This window comes from Bradyrhizobium diazoefficiens (assembly GCF_016616885.1).
Lineage (GTDB): Bacteria > Pseudomonadota > Alphaproteobacteria > Rhizobiales > Xanthobacteraceae > Bradyrhizobium > Bradyrhizobium diazoefficiens_F.
Map to the genome: position 1 here is coordinate 1318729 of NZ_CP067102.1, position 23868 is coordinate 1342596.

A 23868-nucleotide genomic window follows, 5' to 3' on the forward strand; every position below is an offset into this window, starting at 1 on the left:
CCATCTCCTGAAGAGTTGATGGCCCTACAACCATTGCGGAACGCAGCCGTTCCGCAGCGCGCTGCGGCGTTTCGCCCGATCGGCCGAGGGCGTCAGCCCGCTGCCTTGGCCTCGCGGCGGCGCGCGGTCAGGATGTATTCGGTATAGCCGTTCGGCTGCTCGCGGCCTTTGAAGATGAGGTCGCTAGCCGCCTTGAAGGCAACGCCGTCGAAGGCGGGCGCCATCGGCTTGTAGATCGCATCGCCGGCGTTCTGCTTGTCGACAACGACGGCCATGCGTTTGAGCGATTCCATCACCTGTGCCTCGGTGATGACGCCCTGGTGCAGCCAGTTGGCGAGATGCTGGCTGGAGATGCGCAGGGTGGCGCGGTCTTCCATCAGGCCGACATCGTGGATGTCAGGCACCTTGGAGCAGCCGACGCCCTGGTCGATCCAGCGCACGACGTAGCCCAGAATGCCCTGGCAGTTGTTGTCGATCTCCTGCTTGACGTCGTCGGGCGCCCAGTTCGACTTCGACACCGGAATGGTGAGGATGTCGGAGAGCTTCGCGCGCGGACCGCCCTTGGTCAGCTCCTGCTGGCGTGCGATCACGTTGACCTGGTGATAGTGCAGGGCGTGCAGGGTCGCGGCGGTCGGCGAGGGCACCCACGCCGTGGTGGCGCCGGCCTGCGGATGGGCGAGCTTCTGCTGCAGCATGTCCGCCATCTTGTCCGGCGCCGCCCACATGCCCTTGCCGATCTGGGCATGGCCGGGCAGGCCGTCGATCAGGCCCATGTCGACGTTCCAGTCCTCATAGGCCTTGATCCAGGCCTGCGCCTTCATCTCGTTCTTGCGGATCATCGGACCCGCTTCCATCGAGGTGTGGATCTCGTCGCCGGTGCGGTCGAGGAAGCCGGTGTTGATGAACATGATGCGCTTGGAGGCACGCTGGATGCAGGCCTTGAGGTTGACGGTGGTGCGCCGCTCCTCGTCCATGATGCCGACCTTGAGCGTGTTCTCGGGCAGGCCCAGCATCTTCTCGACGCGGTCGAAGATCTCGCAGGTGAACGAGACCTCGTCCGGGCCATGCATCTTCGGCTTGACGATATAGGCCGATCCCGTGCGGCTGTTCTTGACCTTGGAGTTGCCCTTGAGGTCGTGAATGGCGAGCAGGCCGGAGACGGCAGCGTCTAGCAGGCCTTCCGGAATTTCGTCGCCCTTCTCGTCCAGCACCGCGTCGGTGAACATGTGGTGACCGCAATTGCGCATCAAGAGCAGGCTGCGGCCGTGCAGCTTGACCTCGCCCTTGCCGTCCGGTGTCTTGTAGGAGCGGTCGGCGTTGAGCGAACGCGTCAGCGCCTTGCCGCCTTTTTCGAAGTCCGCCGACAGCGTGCCGTTCATCAGGCCCAGCGTGTTGCGATAGACCAGCACCTTGTCCTCGGCATCGACCGCGGCGACCGAGTCCTCCATATCGAGGATGGTCGACACGGCAGATTCCATGATCATGTCGGCGACACCGGCCGGATCGTCCTTGCCGATGGTGCTGTTGCGGTCGATCTTCACCTCGACATGCAGGCCGTTGTTGGCGAGCAGCACCGCGCTCGGCGCCGCTGCATCACCCTGGAAGCCGGCGAATTGCGCGGCGTTCTTCAGCGCGGTGGCGTTGCCGCTCTTCAATTTCACTGCGAGTTGGCCCGCGACGACGCTGTAGGCGGTGACGTCGGTGTGGCTGCCGGTTGCCAGCGGCACGGCGGCGTCGAGGAAGGCTTTTGCTTTCGCGATCACCTTGTCGCCGCGCGCCTTGTTGTAGCCCTTGCCGCTCTCGGCAGCGTCGTGAGGGATCGCGTCGGTGCCGTAGAAGGCGTCATAGAGCGAGCCCCAGCGCGCATTCGCCGCGTTCAGCGCGTAGCGCGCGTTGGTGAGCGGCACGACCAGCTGTGGCCCGCAGATCTTGCCGATCTCTTCGTCCACATTGGCGGTCTCGACCTTCTGCGTCGCGGGCTCCGGGACGAGATAGCCGATCTCTTTCAGGAAGGCGGTGTAGGCGTCGAGGTCGAACGCCTTGCCCTTGCTCGCGCGGTGCCAGTCGTCGATCTTGGCCTGCAGCGCGTCACGGAAGGCGAGCAGCGACCGGTTCTTCGGCCCCAGCTCCTTGACGATGGCGGCCACCCCGGCCCAGAACGCATCCGGCGCGATCCCCGTTTTCGGGGCGGCTTCCTTGGCGATGAAATCGAAAAGGACGGGGGCGATCTTCAATCCGTGGGCGTCGACGCGTTTCATGATGGTCTTTCTTGTTGGAAATGGCTGTTTTTGGCTGCTTTTGACCCGACGGCAGCAAAATGCGCCCACGCGGGGCGACTTTCGGGACCTATTAGCCCCAAAATCGGGGCGGTGAGAAGACCCCCAAAACTTGTCAAAATGTCAAGGCGAGGTGGCGGCCCAGCGCATCGTTGTCATTCCCCGCGACCCGGCTGCGCCAAGGCTTCGCCGAGGTTGAGGTCCAGGGGCGCCGAAGCTTTAGCGAAGGCGGCAAGCGGGGAATCCAGTACGCCGCAGCTTCTGCGTATCCCAACGCTGTCTCTGGCCCGGTCGAGCCGGGCGACGACAGTTGGGAGACTCAAATATTCGCGGCGAGATCCACGAGCTCGTCGAACAGCACGCCGGTTGTCTTCAGCATCTGTTCGATCTCATCGGTCGCCTCGGCAACCGTCCGCGTCGACGTGTCGATCACGAGCTCAGCCGCCTCGGGCCGTTCGTAGTCGTTGCCGATGCCCGTAAACGAGGCAAGGGCGCCGGCACGGGCTTTTTTGTAATGGCCCTTGGGATCGCGCTCCTCGCAGATCTCGGCCGGTGTCGCGACATGGATCTCGCGGAATGCAGTGTCAGCGATACGGCGTGCGGTGGCGCGGTCCTCGCGGGCCGGCGAGACGGCGGCGACGATGGCGATGTGGCCGTTGCGGGCGAGATGGGTCGCGACCTCCGCGAGACGGCGGATGTTCTCGCTGCGATCAGTGGTGGAGAAACCGAGATCGCCGTTGAGTCCGGCGCGTACCGTGTCGCCGTCGAGCAGGATCGGCGAGCCGCCATTGGTGAACAACCGCCGCTCCAGCGCCTTCGCCAGCGTCGACTTGCCGGAGGCCGGCAGACCCGTGAGCCAGACCACGGCGCCGTTGTGGCGATAGCGCGCGGAGCGCTCATCAGGACGCAGCGCCGATTCCACCGGCACGATATCGACAGGCACGGCGCGCTGGCCGGCATCGACGGACAGAACGAGGCCGCCGCCGGCGATGCGCCCGGAGACCTCGATCACGAGGCGGCCGGTGCGCGGGTTCTCCGTATAGGGATCGGTTGCGATCGGATTGGACAAGGAGATGTCGATCTCGCCGACATGGTTGCGGCCGATCGCCTTGTTCTCGCGGCTCTCGAGCTCGCCGGGATCGACCGCCTTCTCGATGGCGACGACGGTGGCGCGGCTTTCCTTCGGTCCGCAGCGGACCAGAAGCTGATCGCCTTTGGCGAGCGGCTTGTCGTGCAGCCAGAAGATGCGCGCGCGCAGCCGCCGCGTCTCGCGCGGGGCGGCATTGGCGCGCGCGATGATGTCGCCGCGCTCGATGAACAGCTCGCGATCGAGCGTGATGCCGACCGAGCGGCCCGCGCCCTGACGGTTTGCGGCCGGGGTCACCGGCCAGGTCTCGACCGTCTTGATCTTCGCGATCTTGCCGGCCGGCATGATCACGATCTCGTCGCCGGCAATCAAGCTGCCGGATTCGATGCGGCCGGCGACGATGCGGCGATCGTCGAACTTGTAGATCGCCTGCACGGGCAGACGGAGCGCCAGCGCTTCCAGCGGCCGCGCCGGCTCGAGCCGATCGAGCGCCTCGACCACGGTCGGACCCTTGTACCAGCCGATGCGGTCGGTGCGCTCGGCAACGCCGTCGCCGTCGCGTGCCGAAATCGGGATGATTGCGGCCGGCGTCACGCCGAGGCCGTTGAGATGCGCGGAGATCTCGTCGCTGATCTCCTTGAAGCGATCGGCGGAGAAATCGACGCGGTCCATCTTGTTGACGACGACCGCGACCTGCTTCACGCCGAGCAGATGCAGGAGATAGCCATGACGGCGGGTCTGGTCGCGCACGCCTTCGAGCGCGTCGATGATCAGCACTGCTCCGTCGGCCTGCGAGGCGCCGGTGATCATGTTGCGCAGGAATTCGGCGTGGCCGGGCGCGTCGATCAGCACGATGTCACGCGAATTGGTGCGGAAGCGGATCTGTGTGGTGTCGATGGTGATGCCCTGGTCGCGCTCGGTCTGCAGTGCATCGAGCAGGAACGACCATTCGAACGCCATGCCGCGCCGCGCGCTGACGGCTTTGAGCATTTCGAGCTTGCCGTCAGGCAGGCTGCCGGTTTCGTGCAGCAGGCGGCCGACCAGCGTCGACTTGCCGTGGTCGACATGGCCGACGATGACGATGCGCACTTGCGGTCGCGTCGTGCCATTTGGCATCGACGTGGTGCCGTTCGGCGTGGCAGGCGAAGCGGGGGTGACGAGCATGTTCATAGCCGCGATGCATCCTTGAGATCAGAGATAACCGGCGACGCGCAGGCGCTCGAAAGCGTCCTCGGTCTCGTGGTCGAGCGCACGGCCGGCGCGCTCCGGCACCTTGGTCTGCTCGAGCTCGATCAGGATCTCGTCGATGTTCGATGCGGTCGAGGCGACTGGATTGGTGATGTCCTGATCGCCCAGCGAGCGATAGCGCTTGCCGTTCTGCGACAGATAGAGCGGGATGATCGGGATGTTCTCGCGCTTGGTGTAGGCCCAGATGTCGGCCTCGGTCCAATGCAGGATCGGGTGGATGCGCAAGTGAGCGCCTTGCGGCGGCGATGCGTTGAAATGGTCCCAGAACTCCGGCGGCTGGTCGCGTACGTCCCAATTGCCTTCGAGACCGCGCGGCGAGAACACGCGCTCCTTGGCGCGGGTGGCTTCCTCGTCGCGGCGAATGCCGGCGATCAGGCCGTCAAATCCGTATTTCGCCAGCGCCATCTTGAGGCCCTCGGTCTTGCGCGCGGCGGAACGAGCCGCCGGCGGCAGCGTTGGGTCGACGGCATCGATGGGCGGGCAAGGCTCGACACGAAGATCGAGCTCCCACTCTTTCCCGTAGTGATCGCGGAACCGATACATCTCCGGAAACTTCTTGCCGGTGTCGACATGGAGGGCCGGGAACGGCAGGCGGCCGAAGAATGCCTTGCGCGCCAGCCAGATCATGACGTTGGAGTCCTTGCCGAGCGACCACAGCAGAGCGATCTTCTTCAGACGGGCGAAGGCCTCGCGGAAGATGTAGATGCTTTGCGCTTCCAGCTGGTCGAGATGGTCCATGCTGGGAGCGGTCAGCGCGACGGGAATTTGCTCGGAAACGAGCGTCTGGGAGTCCCGTCCATCTGCACCGGAATCGGTCCTGAGAAGATGCATCTTTGCCACTTTGCGTTTGGAGGCGAATTTTCTATAGTTGCGACGCAGAAGAGAAGAAAAAATTTTCTCTTTGCGCGCTCGAAACGACACATATATAGAAAATAATTCCAGTCAACCCCGAATGTGGGGCAAGCGAGTATCGTATGCGGTTCTTGCCGGTGTTCCTCGATCTCAAGGCCGGTCCGGTTGTTCTCGTCGGCGCGGGTGAGCTTTTGCGCGCAAAACTGCGCGTGCTCGCCGCTGCTGGTGCGCGCATCCGCGTGCATGCGATCGACGGCAATCACGAGCTTGGCCTGAGCGCCGATGACGCGGCGCGTATCGAGACCGCGACCGGCGATCCGCTGACGGCTGATCTTGCCGGCGTCATCGCCATCGTTTGCGCGGGCGCGGGCGATATTGGCGTGGCGATGTCGGCGCGGGCGAAGTCGCTTGGCCTGCCGGTCAACGTCATGGACGATCTCGAACATTCCAGCTTCATCTTTCCGGCAATCGTCGATCGCGGTGATGTCGTGGTCGCGGTCGGCACCGGCGGCACCTCTCCGGTGGTCGCGCGGCGCGTGCGCGAGAAGATCGAGGCGCTGCTGCCCGCGCGCATCGGCGAGCTCGCCGAGTTCATCGGCGGCTTCCGCAAGTCCATCAACGAGCGAATTGCCGAGTTTCCGCTGCGCCGCCGCTTCTGGGAGCGCGTCATCGACGGTCCGATCGGCGCTTCCGTGTTGGCCGGCCGCAAGGACGAGGCGGACGCGGCGCTCAAGCAGATTTCAGATCCGTCCGCGTTCGCGCGCGCCAACAAGCCGGAAGGCTCGGTCGTACTGGTCGGTGCCGGCCCCGGCGATCCCGATCTTCTCACCATCAAGGCGCTCCGCGCGTTGCAGGATGCCGACATCGTCTTTCACGACGAGCTGGTCTCGCCCGACATTCTCGACCGCATCCGTCGTGACACCACGCGCGTCGCCGTTGGCCGCCGTGTCGGCAAGCCCGGCATCGGCCAGGACGCCATCAACAAGCGCATGATCGAGGCCGCGCAAGCTGGTCAGCGCGTGGTGCGGCTCAAGGGCGGCGATCCCTTCGTGTTCGGCCGCGGCGGCGAAGAGGTGGAGGCACTGCGCGTGGCCGGTGTCGCCTATTCAATCATTCCCGGCATCACCGCCGGTCTCGGGGGCGCTGCCGATTTCGAAGTGCCGCTCACCTACCGTCACGAAGCAACCCGCATCACCTTCCTCACCGCGCACAAGGCGCGCGACGCGGAGACGGTGGATTGGTCGACGCTGACCGACACCAAAATGACTGTCGTGGTCTACATGGGCATGACCGCTGCGCCCGCCGTTCGCGCGGGCCTGTTCGCCGCCGGTCGTTCGCCGGAGACGCCGGTCGGCGTGTTCGCCCGCGTCACGCGGCCGGATGCGCAAGGCGCGATCGGCACGCTGCGCGACCTGCCCGAGCTGGTGCGGCAGACCAATGGCGGTCCCGCCATTCTCATCATCGGCGACGTGGTCCGGCATGCCGGTTCGCTTCTCCGTCAAACACCCAAGACAAACTCAGCTCAAATCATCTCTGACCTATTGGATGCAGCCGAATGACCTCCCCGCTTGAACAGAAGAAGATCAAGATCGCCGGCCCCTCGGTGGTGACCGCCAACCGCACCTGGGACGGCATCGTGGTATACCGCACGGCCGCCAAGAGCTGGTCCGCGGACCTGGCGGAAGCCGCGATCGTGCGCACCTCGGATGAAGCGAAAGCGTTGCTTGCGGAGTCCGTCGCCGATGACGTCGGCGCGATCGGTCCCTATATCGCCCCGGTGCAGGTCGGCGCGGACGGCAAGATCGAACCCGGCAATCTGCGCGAACAGATCCGTCGCACCGGTGTGACCATCGGACAGCCGGCCCAGGTTTAAGGCATTCTCTCATGTACGCTTACGACGAAATCGACCGCACGCTCGTTAACGAGCGCGTCTCGGAGTTCCGCGACCAGGTGAAGCGCCGCCTCTCGGGCGAGCTTACCGAGGACGAGTTCAAGATCCTGCGCCTGCAGAACGGCGTCTATCTGCAACTGCACGCCTACATGTTCCGCGTCGCGATTCCCTACGGGACACTGGCGACGAACCAGTTGCGGGCGCTCGCCCATGTTGCGCGCAAATATGACCGCGGCTACGGCCACTTCACCACGCGGCAGAACATCCAGTTCAATTGGATCAAGCTCGCCGAGCTGCCGGACGCACTCGCTGACCTCGCCAAGGTCGGCATCCATGCGATGCAGACCTCCGGCAACAACATGCGCAACGTCACTTCGGACCAGTGGGCCGGCGTCGCGCCCGGTGAGATCGAGGACCCGCGCATCTGGTCGGAGCTGATCCGCCAGCACACCACGCTGCATCCGGAGTTCTCGTTCCTGCCGCGCAAGTTCAAGATCGCGATCACCGCGTCGGACCATGACCGCGCCGCGATCAAGATCCACGACATCGGGCTGAAGCTGATCAAGAACGAGGAGGGTGAGACCGGTTTCGAGGTGCTCGTCGGCGGCGGTCTCGGCCGCACGCCGTTCATCGGCAAGACCATCAAGCACTTCGTGCATGGCCGCGATATCCTCAGCTATATCGAGGCGATCCTGCGCGTCTACAATCAGTACGGTCGCCGTGACAACATCTACAAGGCGCGCATCAAGATCCTGGTGCACGAGCTCGGCATCGAAAAATTCTCGCGCGAGGTCGAGGAGGAGTGGCAGCACATCCGCAACTCCTCGCTGCAGATCGACGACGAGGTGATCGAGGATATCCGCTCGCGTTTCACCTATCCGAACTACGAGAAGCTGCCGCATATGCCGGACGAGCTGCGTCAGGCCACGGCGGACGCGGACTTCGAGGCGTGGCGCAAGAATTCGGTGTCGCCGCACAAGGTGCAGGGCTATTCCATCGTCACGATCTCGTTGAAGCCGATCGGCGCGCCTCCGGGCGATGCCACGGCCGAGCAGATGGATGCGCTGGCGGATCTCGCCGATAAATATTCGTTCGGTGAGATCCGCGTCGGCCACGAGCAGAATCTGGCGCTGCCGCATGTCGCCAAGCGTGACCTGCCGGCGTTGTGGAAGGCGCTCGACAAGCTCGGTCTCGCGACGCCGAACGTCAATCTGATCACCGACATCATCGCCTGCCCGGGTCTCGATTACTGCTCGCTGGCGAATGCGCGCTCGATCCCGATCGCGCAGGAGCTGACGCGGCGCTTCGCCAACCACGAGCTCGCCAATCTGATCGGCCGGCTCCACATCAACATCTCCGGCTGCATCAATGCCTGCGGTCACCACCATGTCGGCCATATCGGCATTCTCGGCGTCGAGAAGAACGGCGAGGAGATCTACCAGATCACCATCGGCGGCCGTGCCGACGAAGCTGCTGCGCTCGGCAATCTGATCGGCCCAGGCGTCAAGTTCGACGAGGTCGCCGACGTCATCGAGGACGTCGTGGAAGCCTATCTGGCGCTGCGCGAGCGGCCCGAAGAGCTGTTCATCGACACGGTGAAGCGCCTCGGCGTCGAACCCTTCAAGGAGCGCGTCTATGCCACTCGTTAACGGCGGAAAAATCGCCGACGACAGTTTCGTCAAGCTGGCCGTCGACACGCCGCTGCCCGAGAGCGGCGACATTCTGGTGCCGGCCGAGCGTTTCGTCGGCGAGGCGGAGGTACTGCTCAAGCGCGCCGGCAGGGTCGGCGTGATCTGGCCGAACAGCCGCGACATCGACGAGCTGGTGCCGTATCTCGGCAAGGTCGCCGCCGTCGCGCTGGTGTTCCCGACCTTCCGCGACGGACGCGCCTACAGCCAGGCACGGCTGCTGCGCGAGCGTTACAATTATCGCGGCGAATTGCGCGCGACCGGCCAGATCCTGCGTGACCAGTTCGTGTTCATGCTGCGCGCCGGCTTCGATTCCTTCGAGGTCAAGAAGCAGGCGGATGCGGAAGCCTTCATGCAGACCGCGAAGCGCTATTCGGTGTTCTACCAGCCGACCGGCGACGGCCGGATCACGGCATTGCACCGGCGCATGCAGCTGCGTCATTCGGAAGGTGTCGGCACGTGAACGCGATCGCGCCCCAGGTTTCATCCGCCTCTGCGCTGCCTTCGGCGGAAGAGCTCGACCATGCGCTGCGCGATGCGTCGCCGGTGGAAGTCATCGCCGCGGCGTTGAAGACGGTCGGGCGTGAAAAACTCGCGCTGGTGTCGTCCTTCGGCACGGAATCGGCAACGCTGCTCAAGGTCATGGCGGACGTCGACCCGGCCATCCCCGTGATCTTCCTCGACACCGGCTGGCTGTTCGAGGAGACGCTCGCCTATCGCGATACGCTGATCGCGACGCTGGGCCTCAAGGACGTCCGCTCGATCAAGCCGGCCGAAGAGACGCTGTCGCGGGAGGATCCCGACCGCGACCTCTGGTTCTCCGATCCCGACGCCTGCTGCCGCATCCGTAAGGTGGAGCCACTGGCGCGTGCGCTGAAGCCGTTTTCGGCCTGGCTCAACGGTCGCAAGCGCTTCCAGGGCAATGCCCGCGCCGACATCCCGGTGGTCGAAGACGACGGCGCACGGTTGAAGTTCAATCCGTTCGCCAACGTCTCGCGCGAGGAACTCGAAGCGATTTTCCTCCGCGCCAAATTGCCGCGTCACCCACTCGCGGCGTCGGGTTTTCGCTCGGTCGGGTGTATGCCTTGCACGAGCAGAACGACCGAGGGCGAGGATGAGCGCGCGGGTCGCTGGCGCGGCCGACCGAAGACAGAATGCGGCATCCACACGATGAAGACTTCGTAGCACAGTCGAGCTGCAAGGCTACGAACAAGAAAATCAGGTTCCGTTGACTTGAGAGCGTTTCGCCACGAGTTTCGCCTGCATGCCTTCGATGACAGTGACGTCGTCGAAGTGAATGGAGATGGACATGATGCGTCGTATCGTTCCGCTCGCTGCAGGACTTCTCGCAACAGGACTGCTCGTAACGGGATTCTTGGCAAGCGCGGCTCTCGCTGCTGATATCAACCTCTTGAACGTGTCGTACGATCCGACGCGTGAGCTTTATGTCGAGTTCAACAAGGCGTTCGCGAACGCCTATCAGAAGGAAACCGGCAAGAGCGTCGAGATCAAGCAGTCGCATGGCGGCAGCGGCTCGCAGGCGCGCGCCGTGATCGACGGATTGCAGGCCGACGTGGTGACGCTAGCGCTCGCCTATGACATCGACGCCATCGCCGGCAAGGGCCTCATCGCGGCAGATTGGCAGAAGCGGCTGCCGCAGAATTCATCACCCTACACGTCGACTATCGTGTTCCTGATGCGCAAGGGCAATCCCAAGGGCATCAAGGACTGGGATGACCTGCTCAAGCCGGGCGTCGCCGTGATCACGCCGAACCCGAAGACCTCGGGCGGTGCGCGCTGGAATTATCTGGCGGCCTGGGGCTTTGCGCAGAAGAAATATGGTTCGGCGGACAAGGCCAAGGACTTCATCGGCAAGCTCTATCAGCAGGTTCCGGTGCTCGATACCGGCGCGCGCGGCGCCACCGTGACCTTCGTCGAGCGCGGCGTCGGCGACGTGCTGCTCGCCTGGGAGAACGAGGCCTATCTCGCGCTGAAGGAGTTTGGTCCGGAGAAATTCGAGATCGTGGCGCCGCCGCTGTCGATCCTCGCCGAGCCGCCGGTCGCCATCGTCGACAAGGTTGCCGATAAAAAGGGCACCCGCAACGTCGCCGATGCCTACCTCCAGTACTGGTACACCAAGGAAGGGCAGGAGATCGCCGCGCGCAACTTCTACCGTCCGCGCGATCCCGAGATTGCTAAAAGGCACGAAAACTCGTTCGCAAAGGTCGAGCTGTTCACGATCGACGATGTGTTCGGCGGCTGGACCAAGGCGCAGAAGGAACATTTTGCTGACGGTGGCGTCTTCGATCAGATCTACAAGAACTGATCGGGCGCTGTCGGAGGGGTTTTAACAGGGGGTCTGGTGAGCGTAATCGCAGCACGACGCCGGACGTTGCCGGGCTTCGGTCTCACGATGGGACTGACGCTGACCTGGCTGTCCGTCATCATCCTGATTCCGCTCGCCGGCCTGTTCCTGAAGTCGCTTGAGCTCAGCCCCGAGCAGTTCTGGAACATCCTCTCGAGCCGCCGTACCCTGAATGCGCTTCGCGTCTCCTTCGGCCTCGCTTTTGCAGCGGCATGCGTCAATCTCGTGATGGGCAGCATCATCGTCTGGGCGCTCGTGCGCTATCGCTTTCCCGGCCGCCGGCTGTTCGATGCCATCGTCGATGTGCCTTTTGCATTGCCGACGGCTGTTGCCGGCGTCGCGCTGACCTCGCTATTTGCCGAAAAAGGCTGGCTGGGTGCGCCGCTCGCCGCGCTCGGCATCAAGGTGGCGTTCACGCCGCTCGGCATCTTCGTCGCCATGATCTTCATCGGCATTCCCTTCGTGGTGCGCACCGTGCAGCCGGTGCTGCAGGATCTCGACCCCGAGATCGAGGAGGCCGCGGGCAGCCTCGGCGCCAGCCGCTGGCAAACGATCATTCGCGTGATCCTGCCGTCGCTCGGTCCGGCATTGCTCACGGGGCTCGCGCTCGCCTTTGCGCGCGCGGTCGGCGAATACGGCTCGGTGATCTTCATCGCCGGCAATCTGCCCAACGTCTCCGAGATCGCGCCGCTCTTGATCGTGATCCGGCTCTCCGAATTCCGCTATGCCGACGCGACCGCGATCGCCGTCGTCATGCTCGTCGTCTCCTTCGTCATCATCTTCGCAGTCAACCGGTTGCAGCGCTGGGCGCAGAACCGGATCCCGGTGCACTAGGGCGGAATGCGATGACGATGCAGATCGCCGACGCCGTTTCGCTGTCCTCGCCCGAGGCGAAGGCGCGCGCGCATGCGGCAGCCGCGCGCAACAATCTCCGTACCGAGCCGAAGGCCGTGCGCATCGCCATCATCGCGCTGGCGATATTGTTCCTCTCCGCCTTTGTCGTGCTGCCGCTGGTGCTGGTGTTCGCGCAGGCCTTCTCGAAAGGCATTCTGGCCTATTTCGACGCGCTCGCCGAGCCGGAGGCGCTGGCGGCGATCAAGCTGACGCTGCTGGTCGCGGCGATCTCGGTCGGCCTCAACCTTGTGTTTGGTCTCGTCGCCGCCTGGGCGATCGCCAAGTTTGAGTTTCGCGGAAAAACCTTCCTGATCACGCTGATCGACCTGCCATTCTCGGTGAGCCCGGTGATCTCGGGTCTCGTGTTCGTGCTGTTGTTTGGCGCGCAGGGCTATTTCGGGGGCTGGTTGAGGGATCACGACATCCAGATCCTGTTCGCGGTGCCCGGCATCGCGCTCGCTACCACCTTCGTGACCTTCCCCTTCGTGGCGCGCGCCCTGATCCCCTTGATGCAGGAGCAAGGCACGCAGGAGGAGGAGGCCGCGATCTCGCTCGGCGCCTCGGGCCTGCAAACCTTCTTCCGCGTCACGCTGCCCAACATCAAATGGGGCGTGCTCTATGGCGTCCTGCTCTGCAACGCGCGCGCGATGGGCGAGTTCGGTGCGGTCTCCGTCGTCTCCGGCCATATCCGCGGCGAGACCAACACCATGCCGCTGCTGGTCGAGATTCTCTACAACGAGTACCAGTTCGTCGCCGCGTTCGCGATCGCTTCGCTGCTCGCGATGCTGGCGCTGATCACGCTGATCGCCAAGACCGTTCTCGAACGTCACCTCGGCGAAGGACGCGACATCAATGACGATTGAAGTCAGAAATCTCGTCAAGAAGTTCGGCAGTTTTGCTGCGCTCGACGGCGTCGACCTCAGGGTCAATGACGGCGAGCTGCTGGCGCTGCTCGGTCCCTCCGGCTCCGGCAAGACAACGTTGTTGCGGATCATCGCCGGCCTCGACTGGCCTGACTCGGGCGAGGTCGCCTTCAACGGCGAGGACGCGCTGGCGCAGGGCGCGCGCGAGCGCCATGTCGGCTTCGTGTTCCAGCACTACGCGCTGTTCCGCCACATGAGCGTGTTCGAGAACGTCGCCTTCGGCCTGCGCGTGCAGCCGCGTGCGGTCCGCAAGGACGAGGCGACGATCCGCGCCCGCGTCAAAGAGCTGCTCGATCTCGTGCAACTCGACTGGCTCGCCGACCGCTATCCGAGCCAGCTCTCCGGCGGCCAGCGCCAGCGCATCGCGCTGGCCCGTGCGCTTGCGATCGAGCCGCGGATCCTGCTGCTCGACGAGCCGTTCGGTGCGCTCGATGCCAAGGTGCGCAAAGAGCTGCGCAAATGGCTGCGCTCGCTGCACCATGAGATCCACGTCACCTCGATCTTCGTCACCCACGACCAGGAGGAGGCGCTCGAAGTCGCCAACCGCGTCGTCGTCATGGACAAGGGCAAGATCGAGCAGATCGGCTCGCCCGACGACGTCTACGAGACGCCAGCGACTGCCTTCGTCCACGGCTTCATCGGCGAATCCATCGAGCTGCCGGTCCAGGTCGAGGGCGGCGTGATCAGGCTCGGCGACCGGCCGCTGCGGCTTGCGGCAGACGGGCTTGCGCCTGGCGCGTCAAAACTGTTCGTACGGCGACACGACATGCTGGTCGGTCCACCCGGCAGTGGAGCCTTCGAGGGCGCCGTGCAGCACGTCCGCAATTTCGGTCCCGTGCAACGGGCAGAGGTCGCGCTATCGGGTGGCGAGACCATTGAGATCGACGCCCCCCGCGACCGGGAACTGCGCGCCGGCGACACCATCGGCCTCGAGCCCCGTCGCTACCGCATATTTGCGGGCTAGAAATCCCCGTCATTCCGGGGCGATGCGGAGCATCGAACTATGGTGCGCAATCGCGCACCTGAGAATCTCGAGGTTGTGGCGCGAGATTCCGGGTTCAGCGCTGTGCGCTGCCCCGGAACGACTTGCGTCGATTTTCCTCAAAATTCACCTTTCAGCCACGGTTGGTATGCAACAACGGCCCTTCCTCTGGGGGCTTCGATTCATGCGCGCTGCGGCCGCAATTCTCATCACTTTGCTTCTCGCCGGCTGCGCCGGCAATGAAGCGCCGGTCCAGCAGCCGTCGATGTATGCCGACATGTCGGTCCCGGGCGCCAAGCTTGATGCGCCGGCGGCCGCGATCATGATCTCGCAATACCGCCAGAACAACGGTCTCGGCACCGTCATCGTCGATCCCGATCTGATGCGGCTTGCCGAATCTCAGTCCCAAGCCATGGCGGCGGCCAACAAGATGGACCACGACGTCCGCGCGCCGCTCGCCAAGCGCCTTGCTTCCGGCGGCTACCCTGCGACGGTGGCGGTCGAGAACGTCTCGGCCGGCTATCATACGCTGGCGGAAGCGTTTTCCGGTTGGCGCGACTCGCCTCCGCACCGCGCCAACATGCTCAAGAGCGGTGTCACAAAATTGGGCATAGCGGCGGGCTATGCTCCAGGCACCAAATACAAGGTGTTCTGGACCATGATCCTGGCTTCGACCGACCCCCGATAAGCCAGACTTGATCCCGGGATGCATTGACGCCGCGGCAGACTGTCGTCACGGTGGCTCGCCTTTTGCTATTGTTCCTGAATGACAGATCATAGCCCGGAAGTCGCAACAGTCCCCGCGAAGGCGCAACGCGTCCTGGTTCTCCAGGGCGGCGGTGCGCTCGGCTCCTATCAGGCAGGTGCCTATCAGTCGCTGTGCCATTTCGACTTCGAGCCGGAATGGGTCGCCGGCATCTCGATCGGTGCGGTGAATGCCGCCATCATCGCCGGCAACGAGGGGCACACCCGCGTCGCGCGGCTCAAGGAATTCTGGGAGATGGTCTCCGCGCCGGTGCCGTGGAAGCCGATTGGCAAGAGCGACCACAGCCGCGAACTGTTCAATTCGACCAGCGCTGCGCTGATCGCGACCTTCGGGGTGCCCGGCTTCTTCGTCCCGCGCCTGCCGCCCGCGCCGCTCTGGCCGCCGGGCAGCCCGCAGGCCGAAAGCTATTACGACACCGCGCCGCTGAAGAAGACACTCGAGCGTCTGGTCGATTTCGACCGCATCAACGATTTGAAGACGCGCCTGTCGGTCGGCGCGGTCGGCGTCACCTCCGGCAACTTCAAATATTTCGACAATTACGAGTTCAAGAAGCTCGGCAAGAAAATCGGCCCCGAGCACATCATGGCTTCCGGCGCGCTGCCGCCGGGCTTTCCGTCGGTCGTGATCGACGGCGAGCATTACTGGGACGGCGGCATCGCCTCCAACACGCCACTCGACTTCGTGCTCGATGCCGAGGTCAACCGCGACATGCTGATCTTCCAGGTCGACCTGTTCAGCGCCCGCGGTGACCTGCCGAATTCGCTGCTCGAGGCCACCGAGCGCGAGAAGGACATCCGCTTCTCCAGCCGCACGCGGATGAACACCGACAAGAACAAGCAGATCCACAACGCGCGGAGGGCCGTGCGCGACCTGATCGGCAAATTGCCGGACTATCTGAAGAACGACCCGTCCGTCGAATTCCTCGCCAAGGTCTCGCGCGAAAGCACTGTTACCGTGGTGCACCTGATCTATCGCAGCAAGAATTACGAATCCTCGTCCAAGGACTACGACTTCTCGCATGTCGCGATGGTCGAGCATTGGGAAAGCGGCGTGCGCGACGTGCATCTGTCGATGCGCCACAAGGACTGGCTGGAGAAGCCGCAGTCCGGCGAGACCATGGTGACCTACGATCTCACGGGGGACATCACCGCGCCCCCGCCAAAAAGGAGCGAATGATATGGGTACTCTGTCAGGCAAGAACGCCGTCGTGACCGGTTCGACCAGCGGGATCGGGCTCGCCTATGCGCGCGCCTTTGCGGCTGCCGGCGCCAATGTCGTGATCAACGGGTTCGGCTCGCCGGAGGATATCGAGAAGGAGCGCGCCAAGATCGAGTCCGATTTCGGCGTGAAGGCGGTGTATTCGCCCGCCGACATGACCAAGCCGGCCGAGATCGCCGGGATGATCGCGCTCGGCGAGAAGTCGTTCGGCTCGGTCGACATCCTCGTCAACAATGCCGGCATCCAGTTTGTCTCGCCGATCGAGGAATTCCCGCCGGAGAAGTGGGACCAGATCATCGCGATCAACCTGTCCTCGGCTTTCCACGCCATCCGCGCCGCCGTCCCCGGCATGAAGAAGAAAGGCTGGGGCCGCATCATCAACACCGCGTCGGCGCACTCGCTGGTCGCCTCGCCCTTCAAATCGGCTTATGTCTCTGCCAAGCACGGCATCGCCGGCCTGACCAAGACCGTGGCGCTGGAAGTCGCGACCAACAAGATCACCTGCAACTGCATCAGCCCCGGCTATGTCTGGACGCCGCTGGTCGAGAAGCAGATCCCCGATACGATGAAGGCCCGCAACCTCACCCGCGAGCAGGTCATCAACGACGTGCTGCTCGACGCGCAGCCGACCAAGGAGTTCGTGACGTCCGAGCAGGTTGCTGCTCTTGCGCTGTTCCTGTGCAGCGATGACGCCGCGCAGATCACGGGCACGAACCTGTCGATCGACGGCGGCTGGACTGCGGAGTAAGGGCTCGATGCTGTAGGGTGGGCAAAGGCGCGTCAGCGTCGTGCCCACCATCTTTCCGCTGATCGAAAAAAGTGGTGGGCACGCTCCGCTTTGCCCACCCTACGACACCGAGGCCGCGGCGGCCTCTTCCCGCTCAATGGCTCCAGGCCAATGCCGTCACGATCGCGGATTGCAAATTCAGCTCCGCGAACATGATCTTGCCGGCGACCACGACGAGGACGCTGGCGAGCGCCACGCGCAGCACCGTCTCCGGCACGCGCGTTGCGCTGAAGCTGCCGAGGATGATGCCGGGTAGTGAGCCCAGCAGCAGCACGCCCATCAGCGCCCAGTCGACCGAACCGAGCATCCAGTGTCCGATGCCGGCCACCAGCGTCAGCGGCACGGCATGCGCGATATCAGAACCGACGATGGTCGCCATCGGCAGGCGCGGGTAGAGCAGCAACAGCACGGTCACGCCGACCGCACCGGCACCGACGGATGAAATCGAGACCAGCACGCCGAGCACGATGCCGGTGACGACGGTCGCAATCACCGTGGTGCGCTCACTGACCCGCTCCATGCGCCGGCGATAGCGCTCCATGATCGACTTGCGGAAGATCAGCGATGTCGCGGTCAGGATCAGCGCGAAGCACAGCACCAGATTGACCAGGTTACGCTCGGCATCGCCCCTGAGATCGAGCTTCCACAGCACCAGCAGTGTCAGCGCGCTCGCCGGGATGCTGCCACAAGCCAGTCGCAGCACCGCAGGCCAGTGCACGCTGCGCGACCATCCATGCACGACACTGCCGCCGGTCTTGGTGGCGGCGGCATAGAGCAGGTCGGTACCGACGGCGGTGGTCGGGTGGATGCCGAACAGCAGGATCAGCAGCGGCGTCATTAACGAGCCGCCTCCCACGCCGGTCAGCCCGACAAGCAGGCCGACGCCGAATCCCGAGGCGACGTAGAGCGGATCAATCATGGTTGGGAAAATCTAGGTTTATCTCGTCATTTGGGCAATATGACGTAGAATAAATTTCCTCTAGAGCGCAATCGCTTGGGTACAATAAGAAAAATTGTACTCCGAGCCGGGAATGGGCAGGTGTTTCGCGTTGTCCTTGGGCCCGTTGCGAAACAGCCGTTCCCCGAGCGGCTGGCAGGGACGGGCGGGTCCGGACCTATTTACCAAACGCCAGCACGTGCAGCCCCAGCCGCTGCCGCACGATCCAGAACAGCAGCACCGTTTCGAAGGTGAGCGAGACAGAGGTCGCGGCCGCGGCGCCATGGCCGCCGAAGCGCGGCACCAGCGCGATGCAAAGCACGAGGTTCATCACGAAGGCGAGCGCGTAGGCCAGCGCGCAGATCTTCTGCTGGCCGAGCATGTTGAGCAGGCGTTCGACCGGTCCGATCGCGGAGCGCACCACGAGGCCGATCGCGGCGACGAACATGATGTCGTAGCCAACGACGAATTGCGGTCCGAACAGCCAGAGCAGGGGTTTGCCGAGCGCGAGCAGCACGGCGGTCGCCGCCAGCGACGGCCAGAACGTCCAGTTGATGGCGTGCGCGACATAGGCGGACAAGCGCGCCTTGTCGCCGAGCGCATTGTATTCGGCGAAGCGATGCGCCGTTGTCGCCGACATCGCGTAGTGAATGAACGACACCAGCGCCAGCGTCTTCACCACGGCGAAGTAGACGCCGACCTCATCGGACGGGCGGAACTGCTGCAGCACCAGCACGTCAGTGTAGGACAAGAGCAGATAGAAGCTTTCGACCAGCAGGATCGGCAGCGAGACCGCGAGCCAGCCGCTGATGTCATAGGCCTTGGGGCCGGGCGTGATGTGATCGGCGAGCTTGCGGTTCAGCACCACCATCTGCCCCGTCATTGCGATCCACACCGCGCCGGCGCTCGCGACCATCGCGGCGATCGCGCCGAGATGATAGCCGAGCAGGAAGGCGCAGGCCGTGATGCCGATGATCAGCGCCTGGCGGATGATGAATTGCGGCATCAGGCCGAGCTGCATCCAGTCATGCGAGCGTGCGATGCCGTCCTGGGTGTTGGCGACGACGAAAGCGGGTAGCGTCATGCAGCCGATATAGAGCGGCAGCTCCTCGGCCGGATCGATCCAAGGCGACAACAACTTGACGATGCCGGCGAGCGCGAGCGACACCAGCGTGGAGACTGCAAAAGTCAGCCAGCGGCTGCCGGAGAGAAAGCCGCGCAGCAGCGCATGGTCACCGCTGGCGCGATATTCCGGAATGATCTTTTGCGCGGAAGCCGAGATGCCGAAATCCATCATGCTGCCGAGCAGCAGCACCCAGGTCCAGACATAGACATAAATGCCGTAGTCGGACGTCCCCATCCAGCGCGCGAGCAGGACCTGCGAGACATAGGCGAGGCCCGCACTGATGACGCGGATGATGAAGATGGTGCCGGCCAGCCGCCGCGTCAGCGATGCTTCGCTCGATCCGCCCGTCAGCCTGGCGCGCAGCCGCGCGATCAACCCGGCCGGTCCGGTCGTTGCGGGTTCTGCATCCATCACGGCCAATTCTAGGAATCCCCGGGCGTTCCGCATGCTGCGGCAGGCTTGATGCGGTCGTCCCTGGGACTAGCAACCATTCGTTAAGATTCGGTTGGGTGACGATCTGTCTTGTCGCCTCAACCAACAGTATCGTCCCGGCCTAGTGCGCAATTGCGCACGGGGGCCGGGATCCATAACCCCAGGGAGTAGTTGCGGCGCGAAGCTGGTAACTCCGAATTTTCGCAAAACTATTGCTGCGGCGTTTGGGTCCCGGATCTGCGCTCCGCCTGTCCGGGACGACAGCTGATGGTGGAGCGCCAGCAGAGCATTCACTCGCGCTTTGTCCAGGACGACGAACTACTCCAAATTCGTATTGAACTCGTACGACTTCTCCGGCCCGACCAGCGTGAACTTCAGCGCCGCGCCGTCGGGCTTGGCGCCCGGCGGCAATCCGTCGAGCTCGAAGGAAAATCGCTTCACGCCGGGTGGGCTGTGCTCGACCGGCGCAGGGATCGGCAGCGACCACTCCGGCGTCGGCCCTTCCACGAACAGATTGACCTTGCTGTTCTCGGGCGCAACGACGTCGACCACAACGTTCTTGGGCCCGTCGCGCTTGACGTCGCGGATGGTCAGCGGATTGGGATCACCGATCGTGGCGGGCTTCGGCACGCTGTCGAGCGCCGCGCGCAGATTGGCATCTTCGGTCGAGGCGACGTTGTTGAAGCCGAGCTCGACATTGGCCTCGACGGGAATGCAGAGCTTTTCGCAGACCGCGTAATTGATCTCGGCGCGCAATGTCACCGGCTTGTCGGCGGCCTTGGCGACGATGCGCAAGGGCAGCACGATCTGGTTGTGATAGCCGATCGAATGGCCGCCCGCGCCGTCGTCGAACTTCAGCGGCGCCGGCCACATCACGGTCACCGATTCGACATTATCCGACTTGGAGAAGTCGAACCGCGGCGGCACGCCGGAATCGCCGGGCATGCGCCAATAGGTCTTCCAGCCGGGTTGGAGCTGGAAAGCAATACCGCCGAGCAGCACCGCGCCGGTGCGCGATCCCGCGAGCAGCCGCACCGCGGAATGGCCGTCGCGCTGCCACAATGAAGCATCGTCGGCATGGGCCACCATCGCCAGCGACGACGCAAGCAAGGTGGTCGCGACGCCAAACGCCGCATGCAGGGGAACTCTTGTCAGCATGGCACGTCTTTACAGGGTCGCCCCAGGGCAAACCATTGAATTGCTTGTGATGGATGCACTTGATTCAAGTCTCTGCAAGCCTTGATTTGACAGCAAGGCGGCCCGACATCAGGATAGGAATTGAAACCGGAGTGCTTCATCCATGGCTGCCACAGGCAAGAGGACGGGCGAAAGCACCCGCAGCGCAGGCGCTGGGCTCCCCAATTCGGCCGGTTATCTCGACGGTCGGCTCCTGATCGCGATGCCTGTCATGGGCGACTCCCGCTTCGAGCGTTCGGTGATTTATCTTTGTGCGCATTCGGCCGAGGGCGCGATGGGCATCATCGTCAATCATCCGGCCGGCAGCATCGATTTCCCAGAACTTTTGGAGCAGCTCGGCATCGTCAAGAAGGGCGAGCACATCAAGCTGCCCCAAAATGCCGAAAGCATGAAGGTGCTGGCCGGCGGCCCGGTCGACACCGGCCGCGGCTTCGTGCTGCACTCCAGCGACTTCTACATCGAGCACGCGACACTGCGGATCGACGACGGCGTCTGCCTCACCGCGACCGTCGACATCCTGCGTGCGATCGCCAACGGCTCCGGCCCCAAGCACGCCATCCTCGCGCTCGGCTATGCCGGTTGGGCCCCGGGCCAGCTCGAGACCGAGATCCAGAGCAATGGCTGGCTGCATTGCGACGCGGACGCGGATTTGATCTTCGGCGACGACGTCGACGAGAAATACGGCCGAGCGCTGCGCAAGATCGGCATCGATCCCGGCATGCTCTCGAACGAGGCGGGACACGCGTAGCTTTCTGGTGGGTGTGGCATAGCTCTCACCGCTGTCATTGCGAGGAGCCCTTGCGACGAAGCAATCCAGAAACTCTCTGCGGGGCATTCTGGATTGCTTCGCTTCGCTCGCAATGACGGAATTTGTTGAGACGCGCTCGCTCTCAACGACAGGCTGATCGTTCGTCCTACTCCGCCGCCTGTTGCCGCACCGTCGGCTCCGTCCCCGCCACCGTCGCCCTCCGCATGTCGCGGGGCTGGGACTGGTCGTAGCGGCGGACGCGGTGCATGGTCTGGCGGTTGTCCCACATCACGAGATCATGCAGCTTCCATTTGTGGACGTAGACGAATTCTGCGTTCGTCGCGTGCTCGTTGAGATCGCGCAGCAGCAGCCGTCCCTCCGGCACGCTCATGCTGACGATCTTGCCGGCATGCGATGAGAGATACAGCGACTTGCGGCGATGCACCGGATGGGTCCGCACCAGCCGCTGCAGCACCGGCTTGAACATCTGCTTTTCGTCGTCGGTATATTCGGTGAAGCCGAGCGATCCCCGCGAATACATCAGCGAGTGCTCGCAGACGAGATCCTCGATCTCTGCCTTGGTCTCGTCGTCGAGCGCGTCATAGGCCGCGCGCATGTCAGCGAATTCGGTGTTGCCGCCCTTCGGGTTCACCACGCGCGCCGACAGCAGCGAGAATTTTGCCGGGATCGGGCGGAACGAGCTGTCGGAATGCCACAGGCAGTTGCCGAGATTGAACAAATGCGAGCGGCTGTCCTTTGGGAGTGGCTTGCCGTCCTTGCCGAGATTGGAGACGTCGTTGAGGCCGGACTGGAGCCGGTAGTCCTTTTCCTTGGTGACGGTGCCCCCGCGTGCATCCTCGCGCTGACCAAAATTTAGCGCAAAGGCCATCTGCTGCTCGTCGGTGATGTCCTGATCGTGGAAGACGAGTACCGCGTATTCGTCCATGGCGGCCTCGACCTCGCGGGCCACATCCGGTGTGAGAGGCTTTCGCAGGTCGAGGCCGGAAACCTCGCCGGCAAAATGCTTCTGAAGCTGCCGGATGGCGATCGTCATGGCGTCTCTCCCGCGAGTGCGAGCGGTTGGTCCCGCTCTGCTGTCGAAAAAGCTACTCCTGCACTCCTAGTTGTCAACGCTCGGTGCGCATATCTCTTAAGCGCTGAGATCGACAAGGCTGGCATCGATCCGCAGACAGGTCAAACAAGCAAAACAAAAGGGAGGCCGCGATGACGAACGAGCTCGATTTCTCAAGCAAGCAGGTTCTTGTCGTCGGTGGCTCCAGCGGTATCGGCAACGGCATCGCGCAAGCCTTCCGTGCGAGGGGCGCAGCTGTCGCGGTGTGCGGAACGCGTGCTCGGGCCACGGAATATTCTGCGGAGGAAGGCTCCGATCTCACCTCGCTTGCTTACGCGCAACTCGACGTCAGCAATGCCGGTGCGATCGAAGCCTTCAAGCCGTCGTTCGACCGGCTCGATATCCTGGTGCTTGCGCAGGGCGCGGTGATCTATCGCCGCGGCGAGTTCGAAATGACGGGCTTCCGCAGGGTCGTCGAGGTCAATCTGATGAGCCTGATGGCGTGCGCGACGCGGTTTCATTCCATGTTGCGGGATTCCAAGGGCGCGCTGATCATGGTGTCCTCGACGGCGGCCTATCATTCCACCATGGGCAATCCCGCCTACAATGCCTCGAAGACCGGCGCGGTCGGATTGACGCGGACGCTGGGCGAGGCCTGGGCGGAAGACGGCATCCGCGTCAATGGCATCGCACCCGGTCTCGTCGACACCAAGATGACGAAGGTGACGACCGACAATCCGAAGCGGCTCGAAGGTGCACTTTTGCGCATTCCGCTGCGGCGATTGGGCACGCCGGCCGACATGGCGGGCGCGGCCCTGTTCCTGGCCTCGCCGTTGTCGTCCTACATCATCGGCCAGACGCTGGTCGTCGATGGCGGTCTCATTCTCTAGGCCAAACTCTCTCTAGGCCAAACTCTGAGCCGCATTGGAACTGCGCTGCTCCTGATCGGTTACTCCGGCGAACCCCCCGAGGAGGAGCATCATGGACAACGACAGGATCGTCGGAACGGCCAAGGAATTCGCCGGACGCGCGGAAGGTGCGGTCGGCGATCTCGCAGGCGATGCGCAGACGCAGGCATCGGGCAAGGCGCGCGAAGCCGCCGGCACCGTGCAGAATCTCTACGGCCAGGCCAAGGACGCCGTGCGTGATGCCGCGGACACCGCGACAAGTTACGCCAAGGATGCCTATGAGAATAGCGGCGACACGCTTCGTGATGGCTCGCAGGCGCTGTCCAAAAAGGTGCAGGACAATCCGCTCGGCGCACTGCTGGTTGCTGGCGGCATCGGCTTCGCGCTCGCGCTGCTGATGTCGCGCCCCGCACGTCGCCCGCCCCCGCGCTGGCGCTATTACGGCTAGGTCGTCATTCCGGGGCGCGCGAA

At 63.9% G+C, this 23868-nt stretch carries 22 protein-coding genes; 15 read left to right on the plus strand and 7 right to left on the minus strand.

Features of this window, described 5'->3' with window-relative positions; genetic code table 11:
• Window positions 1-92: 92 nt before the first annotated feature.
• The 3 genes from JJC00_RS06155 to cysD form a co-directional block, all read right to left on the minus strand.
• Complete coding sequence (locus JJC00_RS06155; protein ID WP_200471825.1) at window positions 93-2258, minus strand: malate synthase G; 2166 nt, start codon at window positions 2256-2258, stop codon at window positions 93-95.
• 337 nt (window positions 2259-2595) lie between these two features.
• Window positions 2596-4533, minus strand: a complete 1938-nt coding sequence (cysC, locus tag JJC00_RS06160) for an adenylyl-sulfate kinase (protein WP_200471826.1) — start codon at window positions 4531-4533, stop codon at window positions 2596-2598.
• Window positions 4534-4554: 21 nt separating this feature from the next.
• Window positions 4555-5349, minus strand: a complete 795-nt coding sequence (gene cysD, locus JJC00_RS06165) for a sulfate adenylyltransferase subunit CysD (RefSeq protein ID WP_200473992.1) — start codon at window positions 5347-5349, stop codon at window positions 4555-4557.
• Window positions 5350-5585: 236 nt separating this feature from the next.
• Between cysD and cysG the strand changes: the two genes are divergently transcribed.
• The 12 genes from cysG to JJC00_RS06225 all read left to right on the plus strand — a co-directional run bounded on the left by cysG (window position 5586) and on the right by JJC00_RS06225 (window position 16938).
• Complete coding sequence (gene cysG, locus JJC00_RS06170; protein WP_200471827.1) at window positions 5586-7022, plus strand: siroheme synthase CysG; 1437 nt, start codon at window positions 5586-5588, stop codon at window positions 7020-7022.
• Window positions 7019-7336 carry a DUF2849 domain-containing protein gene (locus tag JJC00_RS06175; protein WP_200471828.1) on the plus strand — a complete coding sequence of 106 codons (318 nt, stop codon included), beginning with the start codon at window positions 7019-7021 and terminating at the stop codon, window positions 7334-7336. Before cysG ends, JJC00_RS06175 begins: the two co-directional genes overlap by 4 nt.
• 11 nt (window positions 7337-7347) lie before the next feature.
• Window positions 7348-9003: a nitrite/sulfite reductase gene (locus JJC00_RS06180; RefSeq protein ID WP_200471829.1), complete on the plus strand. Its 1656-nt coding sequence runs from the start codon at window positions 7348-7350 to the stop codon at window positions 9001-9003.
• On the plus strand, window positions 8990-9505 hold the full coding sequence (locus JJC00_RS06185; RefSeq protein WP_200471830.1) for a DUF934 domain-containing protein: 516 nt from the start codon (window positions 8990-8992) through the stop codon (window positions 9503-9505). Before JJC00_RS06180 ends, JJC00_RS06185 begins: the two co-directional genes overlap by 14 nt.
• Window positions 9502-10227 (plus strand): phosphoadenylyl-sulfate reductase, encoded by a 726-nt coding sequence (locus JJC00_RS06190; RefSeq protein ID WP_200471831.1) that lies wholly within the window; start codon window positions 9502-9504, stop codon window positions 10225-10227. The genes JJC00_RS06185 and JJC00_RS06190 overlap by 4 nt, the downstream gene beginning before the upstream one ends.
• A 112-nt stretch (window positions 10228-10339) precedes the next feature.
• A complete protein-coding gene (locus tag JJC00_RS06195) occupies window positions 10340-11368 on the plus strand; it encodes a sulfate ABC transporter substrate-binding protein (RefSeq protein WP_200471832.1) in 1029 nt (342 codons plus the stop codon).
• Window positions 11369-11455: 87 nt separating this feature from the next.
• Window positions 11456-12241: a sulfate ABC transporter permease subunit CysT gene (cysT, locus tag JJC00_RS06200; protein WP_246774253.1), complete on the plus strand. Its 786-nt coding sequence runs from the start codon at window positions 11456-11458 to the stop codon at window positions 12239-12241.
• Window positions 12242-12252: 11 nt separating this feature from the next.
• Window positions 12253-13164, plus strand: coding sequence for a sulfate ABC transporter permease subunit CysW (cysW, locus tag JJC00_RS06205; RefSeq protein ID WP_200471834.1), 912 nt, complete (start codon window positions 12253-12255; stop codon window positions 13162-13164).
• Window positions 13154-14188: a sulfate/molybdate ABC transporter ATP-binding protein gene (locus tag JJC00_RS06210; protein ID WP_200471835.1), complete on the plus strand. Its 1035-nt coding sequence runs from the start codon at window positions 13154-13156 to the stop codon at window positions 14186-14188. Before cysW ends, JJC00_RS06210 begins: the two co-directional genes overlap by 11 nt.
• A gap of 202 nt (window positions 14189-14390) precedes the next feature.
• Window positions 14391-14894 (plus strand): CAP domain-containing protein, encoded by a 504-nt coding sequence (locus JJC00_RS06215; protein ID WP_200471836.1) that lies wholly within the window; start codon window positions 14391-14393, stop codon window positions 14892-14894.
• A 78-nt stretch (window positions 14895-14972) separates the two neighbouring features.
• Window positions 14973-16148 (plus strand): DUF3734 domain-containing protein, encoded by a 1176-nt coding sequence (locus JJC00_RS06220; protein ID WP_200471837.1) that lies wholly within the window; start codon window positions 14973-14975, stop codon window positions 16146-16148.
• A gap of 1 nt (window position 16149) precedes the next feature.
• The gene (locus JJC00_RS06225; RefSeq protein ID WP_200471838.1) at window positions 16150-16938 is read left to right on the plus strand and encodes a 3-hydroxybutyrate dehydrogenase; all 789 of its coding nucleotides are present in this window, start codon (window positions 16150-16152) and stop codon (window positions 16936-16938) included.
• A gap of 133 nt (window positions 16939-17071) precedes the next feature.
• Here JJC00_RS06225 and JJC00_RS06230 read toward each other — a convergent pair whose 3' ends face one another.
• The 3 genes from JJC00_RS06230 to JJC00_RS06240 form a co-directional block, all read right to left on the minus strand.
• The gene (locus JJC00_RS06230; protein WP_200471839.1) at window positions 17072-17896 is read right to left on the minus strand and encodes a sulfite exporter TauE/SafE family protein; all 825 of its coding nucleotides are present in this window, start codon (window positions 17894-17896) and stop codon (window positions 17072-17074) included.
• Window positions 17897-18092: 196 nt separating this feature from the next.
• Window positions 18093-19460, minus strand: a complete 1368-nt coding sequence (locus JJC00_RS06235; protein ID WP_433996486.1) for an oligosaccharide flippase family protein — start codon at window positions 19458-19460, stop codon at window positions 18093-18095.
• Window positions 19461-19790: 330 nt separating this feature from the next.
• Window positions 19791-20630 carry a protein-disulfide reductase DsbD domain-containing protein gene (locus JJC00_RS06240; RefSeq protein WP_200471841.1) on the minus strand — a complete coding sequence of 280 codons (840 nt, stop codon included), beginning with the start codon at window positions 20628-20630 and terminating at the stop codon, window positions 19791-19793.
• Window positions 20631-20772: 142 nt separating this feature from the next.
• Between JJC00_RS06240 and JJC00_RS06245 the strand changes: the two genes are divergently transcribed.
• Window positions 20773-21417, plus strand: coding sequence for a YqgE/AlgH family protein (locus tag JJC00_RS06245; RefSeq protein WP_200471842.1), 645 nt, complete (start codon window positions 20773-20775; stop codon window positions 21415-21417).
• Window positions 21418-21583: 166 nt separating this feature from the next.
• Here JJC00_RS06245 and JJC00_RS06250 read toward each other — a convergent pair whose 3' ends face one another.
• On the minus strand, window positions 21584-22471 hold the full coding sequence (locus tag JJC00_RS06250; protein WP_200471843.1) for a TauD/TfdA dioxygenase family protein: 888 nt from the start codon (window positions 22469-22471) through the stop codon (window positions 21584-21586).
• A gap of 170 nt (window positions 22472-22641) precedes the next feature.
• Between JJC00_RS06250 and JJC00_RS06255 the strand changes: the two genes are divergently transcribed.
• Window positions 22642-23379, plus strand: a complete 738-nt coding sequence (locus JJC00_RS06255; RefSeq protein ID WP_200471844.1) for an SDR family NAD(P)-dependent oxidoreductase — start codon at window positions 22642-22644, stop codon at window positions 23377-23379.
• Between the two features lie 91 nt (window positions 23380-23470).
• On the plus strand, window positions 23471-23845 hold the full coding sequence (locus JJC00_RS06260) for a CsbD family protein (RefSeq protein ID WP_200471845.1): 375 nt from the start codon (window positions 23471-23473) through the stop codon (window positions 23843-23845).
• The last annotated feature ends 23 nt before the right edge of the window (window positions 23846-23868 follow it).

Bases quoted from the DNA above. Each gene is read 5' to 3' on its own strand.
- JJC00_RS06155 (WP_200471825.1), bottom strand. From the start codon at position 2,258: ATGAAACGCGTCGACGCCCACGGATTGAAGATCGCCCCCGTCCTTTTC.
- cysC (WP_200471826.1), bottom strand. From the start codon at position 4,533: ATGAACATGCTCGTCACCCCCGCTTCGCCTGCCACGCCGAACGGCACC.
- cysD (WP_200473992.1), bottom strand. From the start codon at position 5,349: ATGGACCATCTCGACCAGCTGGAAGCGCAAAGCATCTACATCTTCCGC.
- cysG (WP_200471827.1), top strand. From the start codon at position 5,586: ATGCGGTTCTTGCCGGTGTTCCTCGATCTCAAGGCCGGTCCGGTTGTT.
- JJC00_RS06175 (WP_200471828.1), top strand. From the start codon at position 7,019: ATGACCTCCCCGCTTGAACAGAAGAAGATCAAGATCGCCGGCCCCTCG.
- JJC00_RS06180 (WP_200471829.1), top strand. From the start codon at position 7,348: ATGTACGCTTACGACGAAATCGACCGCACGCTCGTTAACGAGCGCGTC.
- JJC00_RS06185 (WP_200471830.1), top strand. From the start codon at position 8,990: ATGCCACTCGTTAACGGCGGAAAAATCGCCGACGACAGTTTCGTCAAG.
- JJC00_RS06195 (WP_200471832.1), top strand. From the start codon at position 10,340: ATGGAGATGGACATGATGCGTCGTATCGTTCCGCTCGCTGCAGGACTT.
- cysT (WP_246774253.1), top strand. From the start codon at position 11,456: ATGGGACTGACGCTGACCTGGCTGTCCGTCATCATCCTGATTCCGCTC.
- cysW (WP_200471834.1), top strand. From the start codon at position 12,253: ATGACGATGCAGATCGCCGACGCCGTTTCGCTGTCCTCGCCCGAGGCG.
- JJC00_RS06210 (WP_200471835.1), top strand. From the start codon at position 13,154: ATGACGATTGAAGTCAGAAATCTCGTCAAGAAGTTCGGCAGTTTTGCT.
- JJC00_RS06215 (WP_200471836.1), top strand. From the start codon at position 14,391: ATGCGCGCTGCGGCCGCAATTCTCATCACTTTGCTTCTCGCCGGCTGC.
- JJC00_RS06220 (WP_200471837.1), top strand. From the start codon at position 14,973: ATGACAGATCATAGCCCGGAAGTCGCAACAGTCCCCGCGAAGGCGCAA.
- JJC00_RS06225 (WP_200471838.1), top strand. From the start codon at position 16,150: ATGGGTACTCTGTCAGGCAAGAACGCCGTCGTGACCGGTTCGACCAGC.
- JJC00_RS06230 (WP_200471839.1), bottom strand. From the start codon at position 17,896: ATGATTGATCCGCTCTACGTCGCCTCGGGATTCGGCGTCGGCCTGCTT.
- JJC00_RS06240 (WP_200471841.1), bottom strand. From the start codon at position 20,630: ATGCTGACAAGAGTTCCCCTGCATGCGGCGTTTGGCGTCGCGACCACC.
- JJC00_RS06245 (WP_200471842.1), top strand. From the start codon at position 20,773: ATGGCTGCCACAGGCAAGAGGACGGGCGAAAGCACCCGCAGCGCAGGC.
- JJC00_RS06250 (WP_200471843.1), bottom strand. From the start codon at position 22,471: ATGACGATCGCCATCCGGCAGCTTCAGAAGCATTTTGCCGGCGAGGTT.
- JJC00_RS06255 (WP_200471844.1), top strand. From the start codon at position 22,642: ATGACGAACGAGCTCGATTTCTCAAGCAAGCAGGTTCTTGTCGTCGGT.
- JJC00_RS06260 (WP_200471845.1), top strand. From the start codon at position 23,471: ATGGACAACGACAGGATCGTCGGAACGGCCAAGGAATTCGCCGGACGC.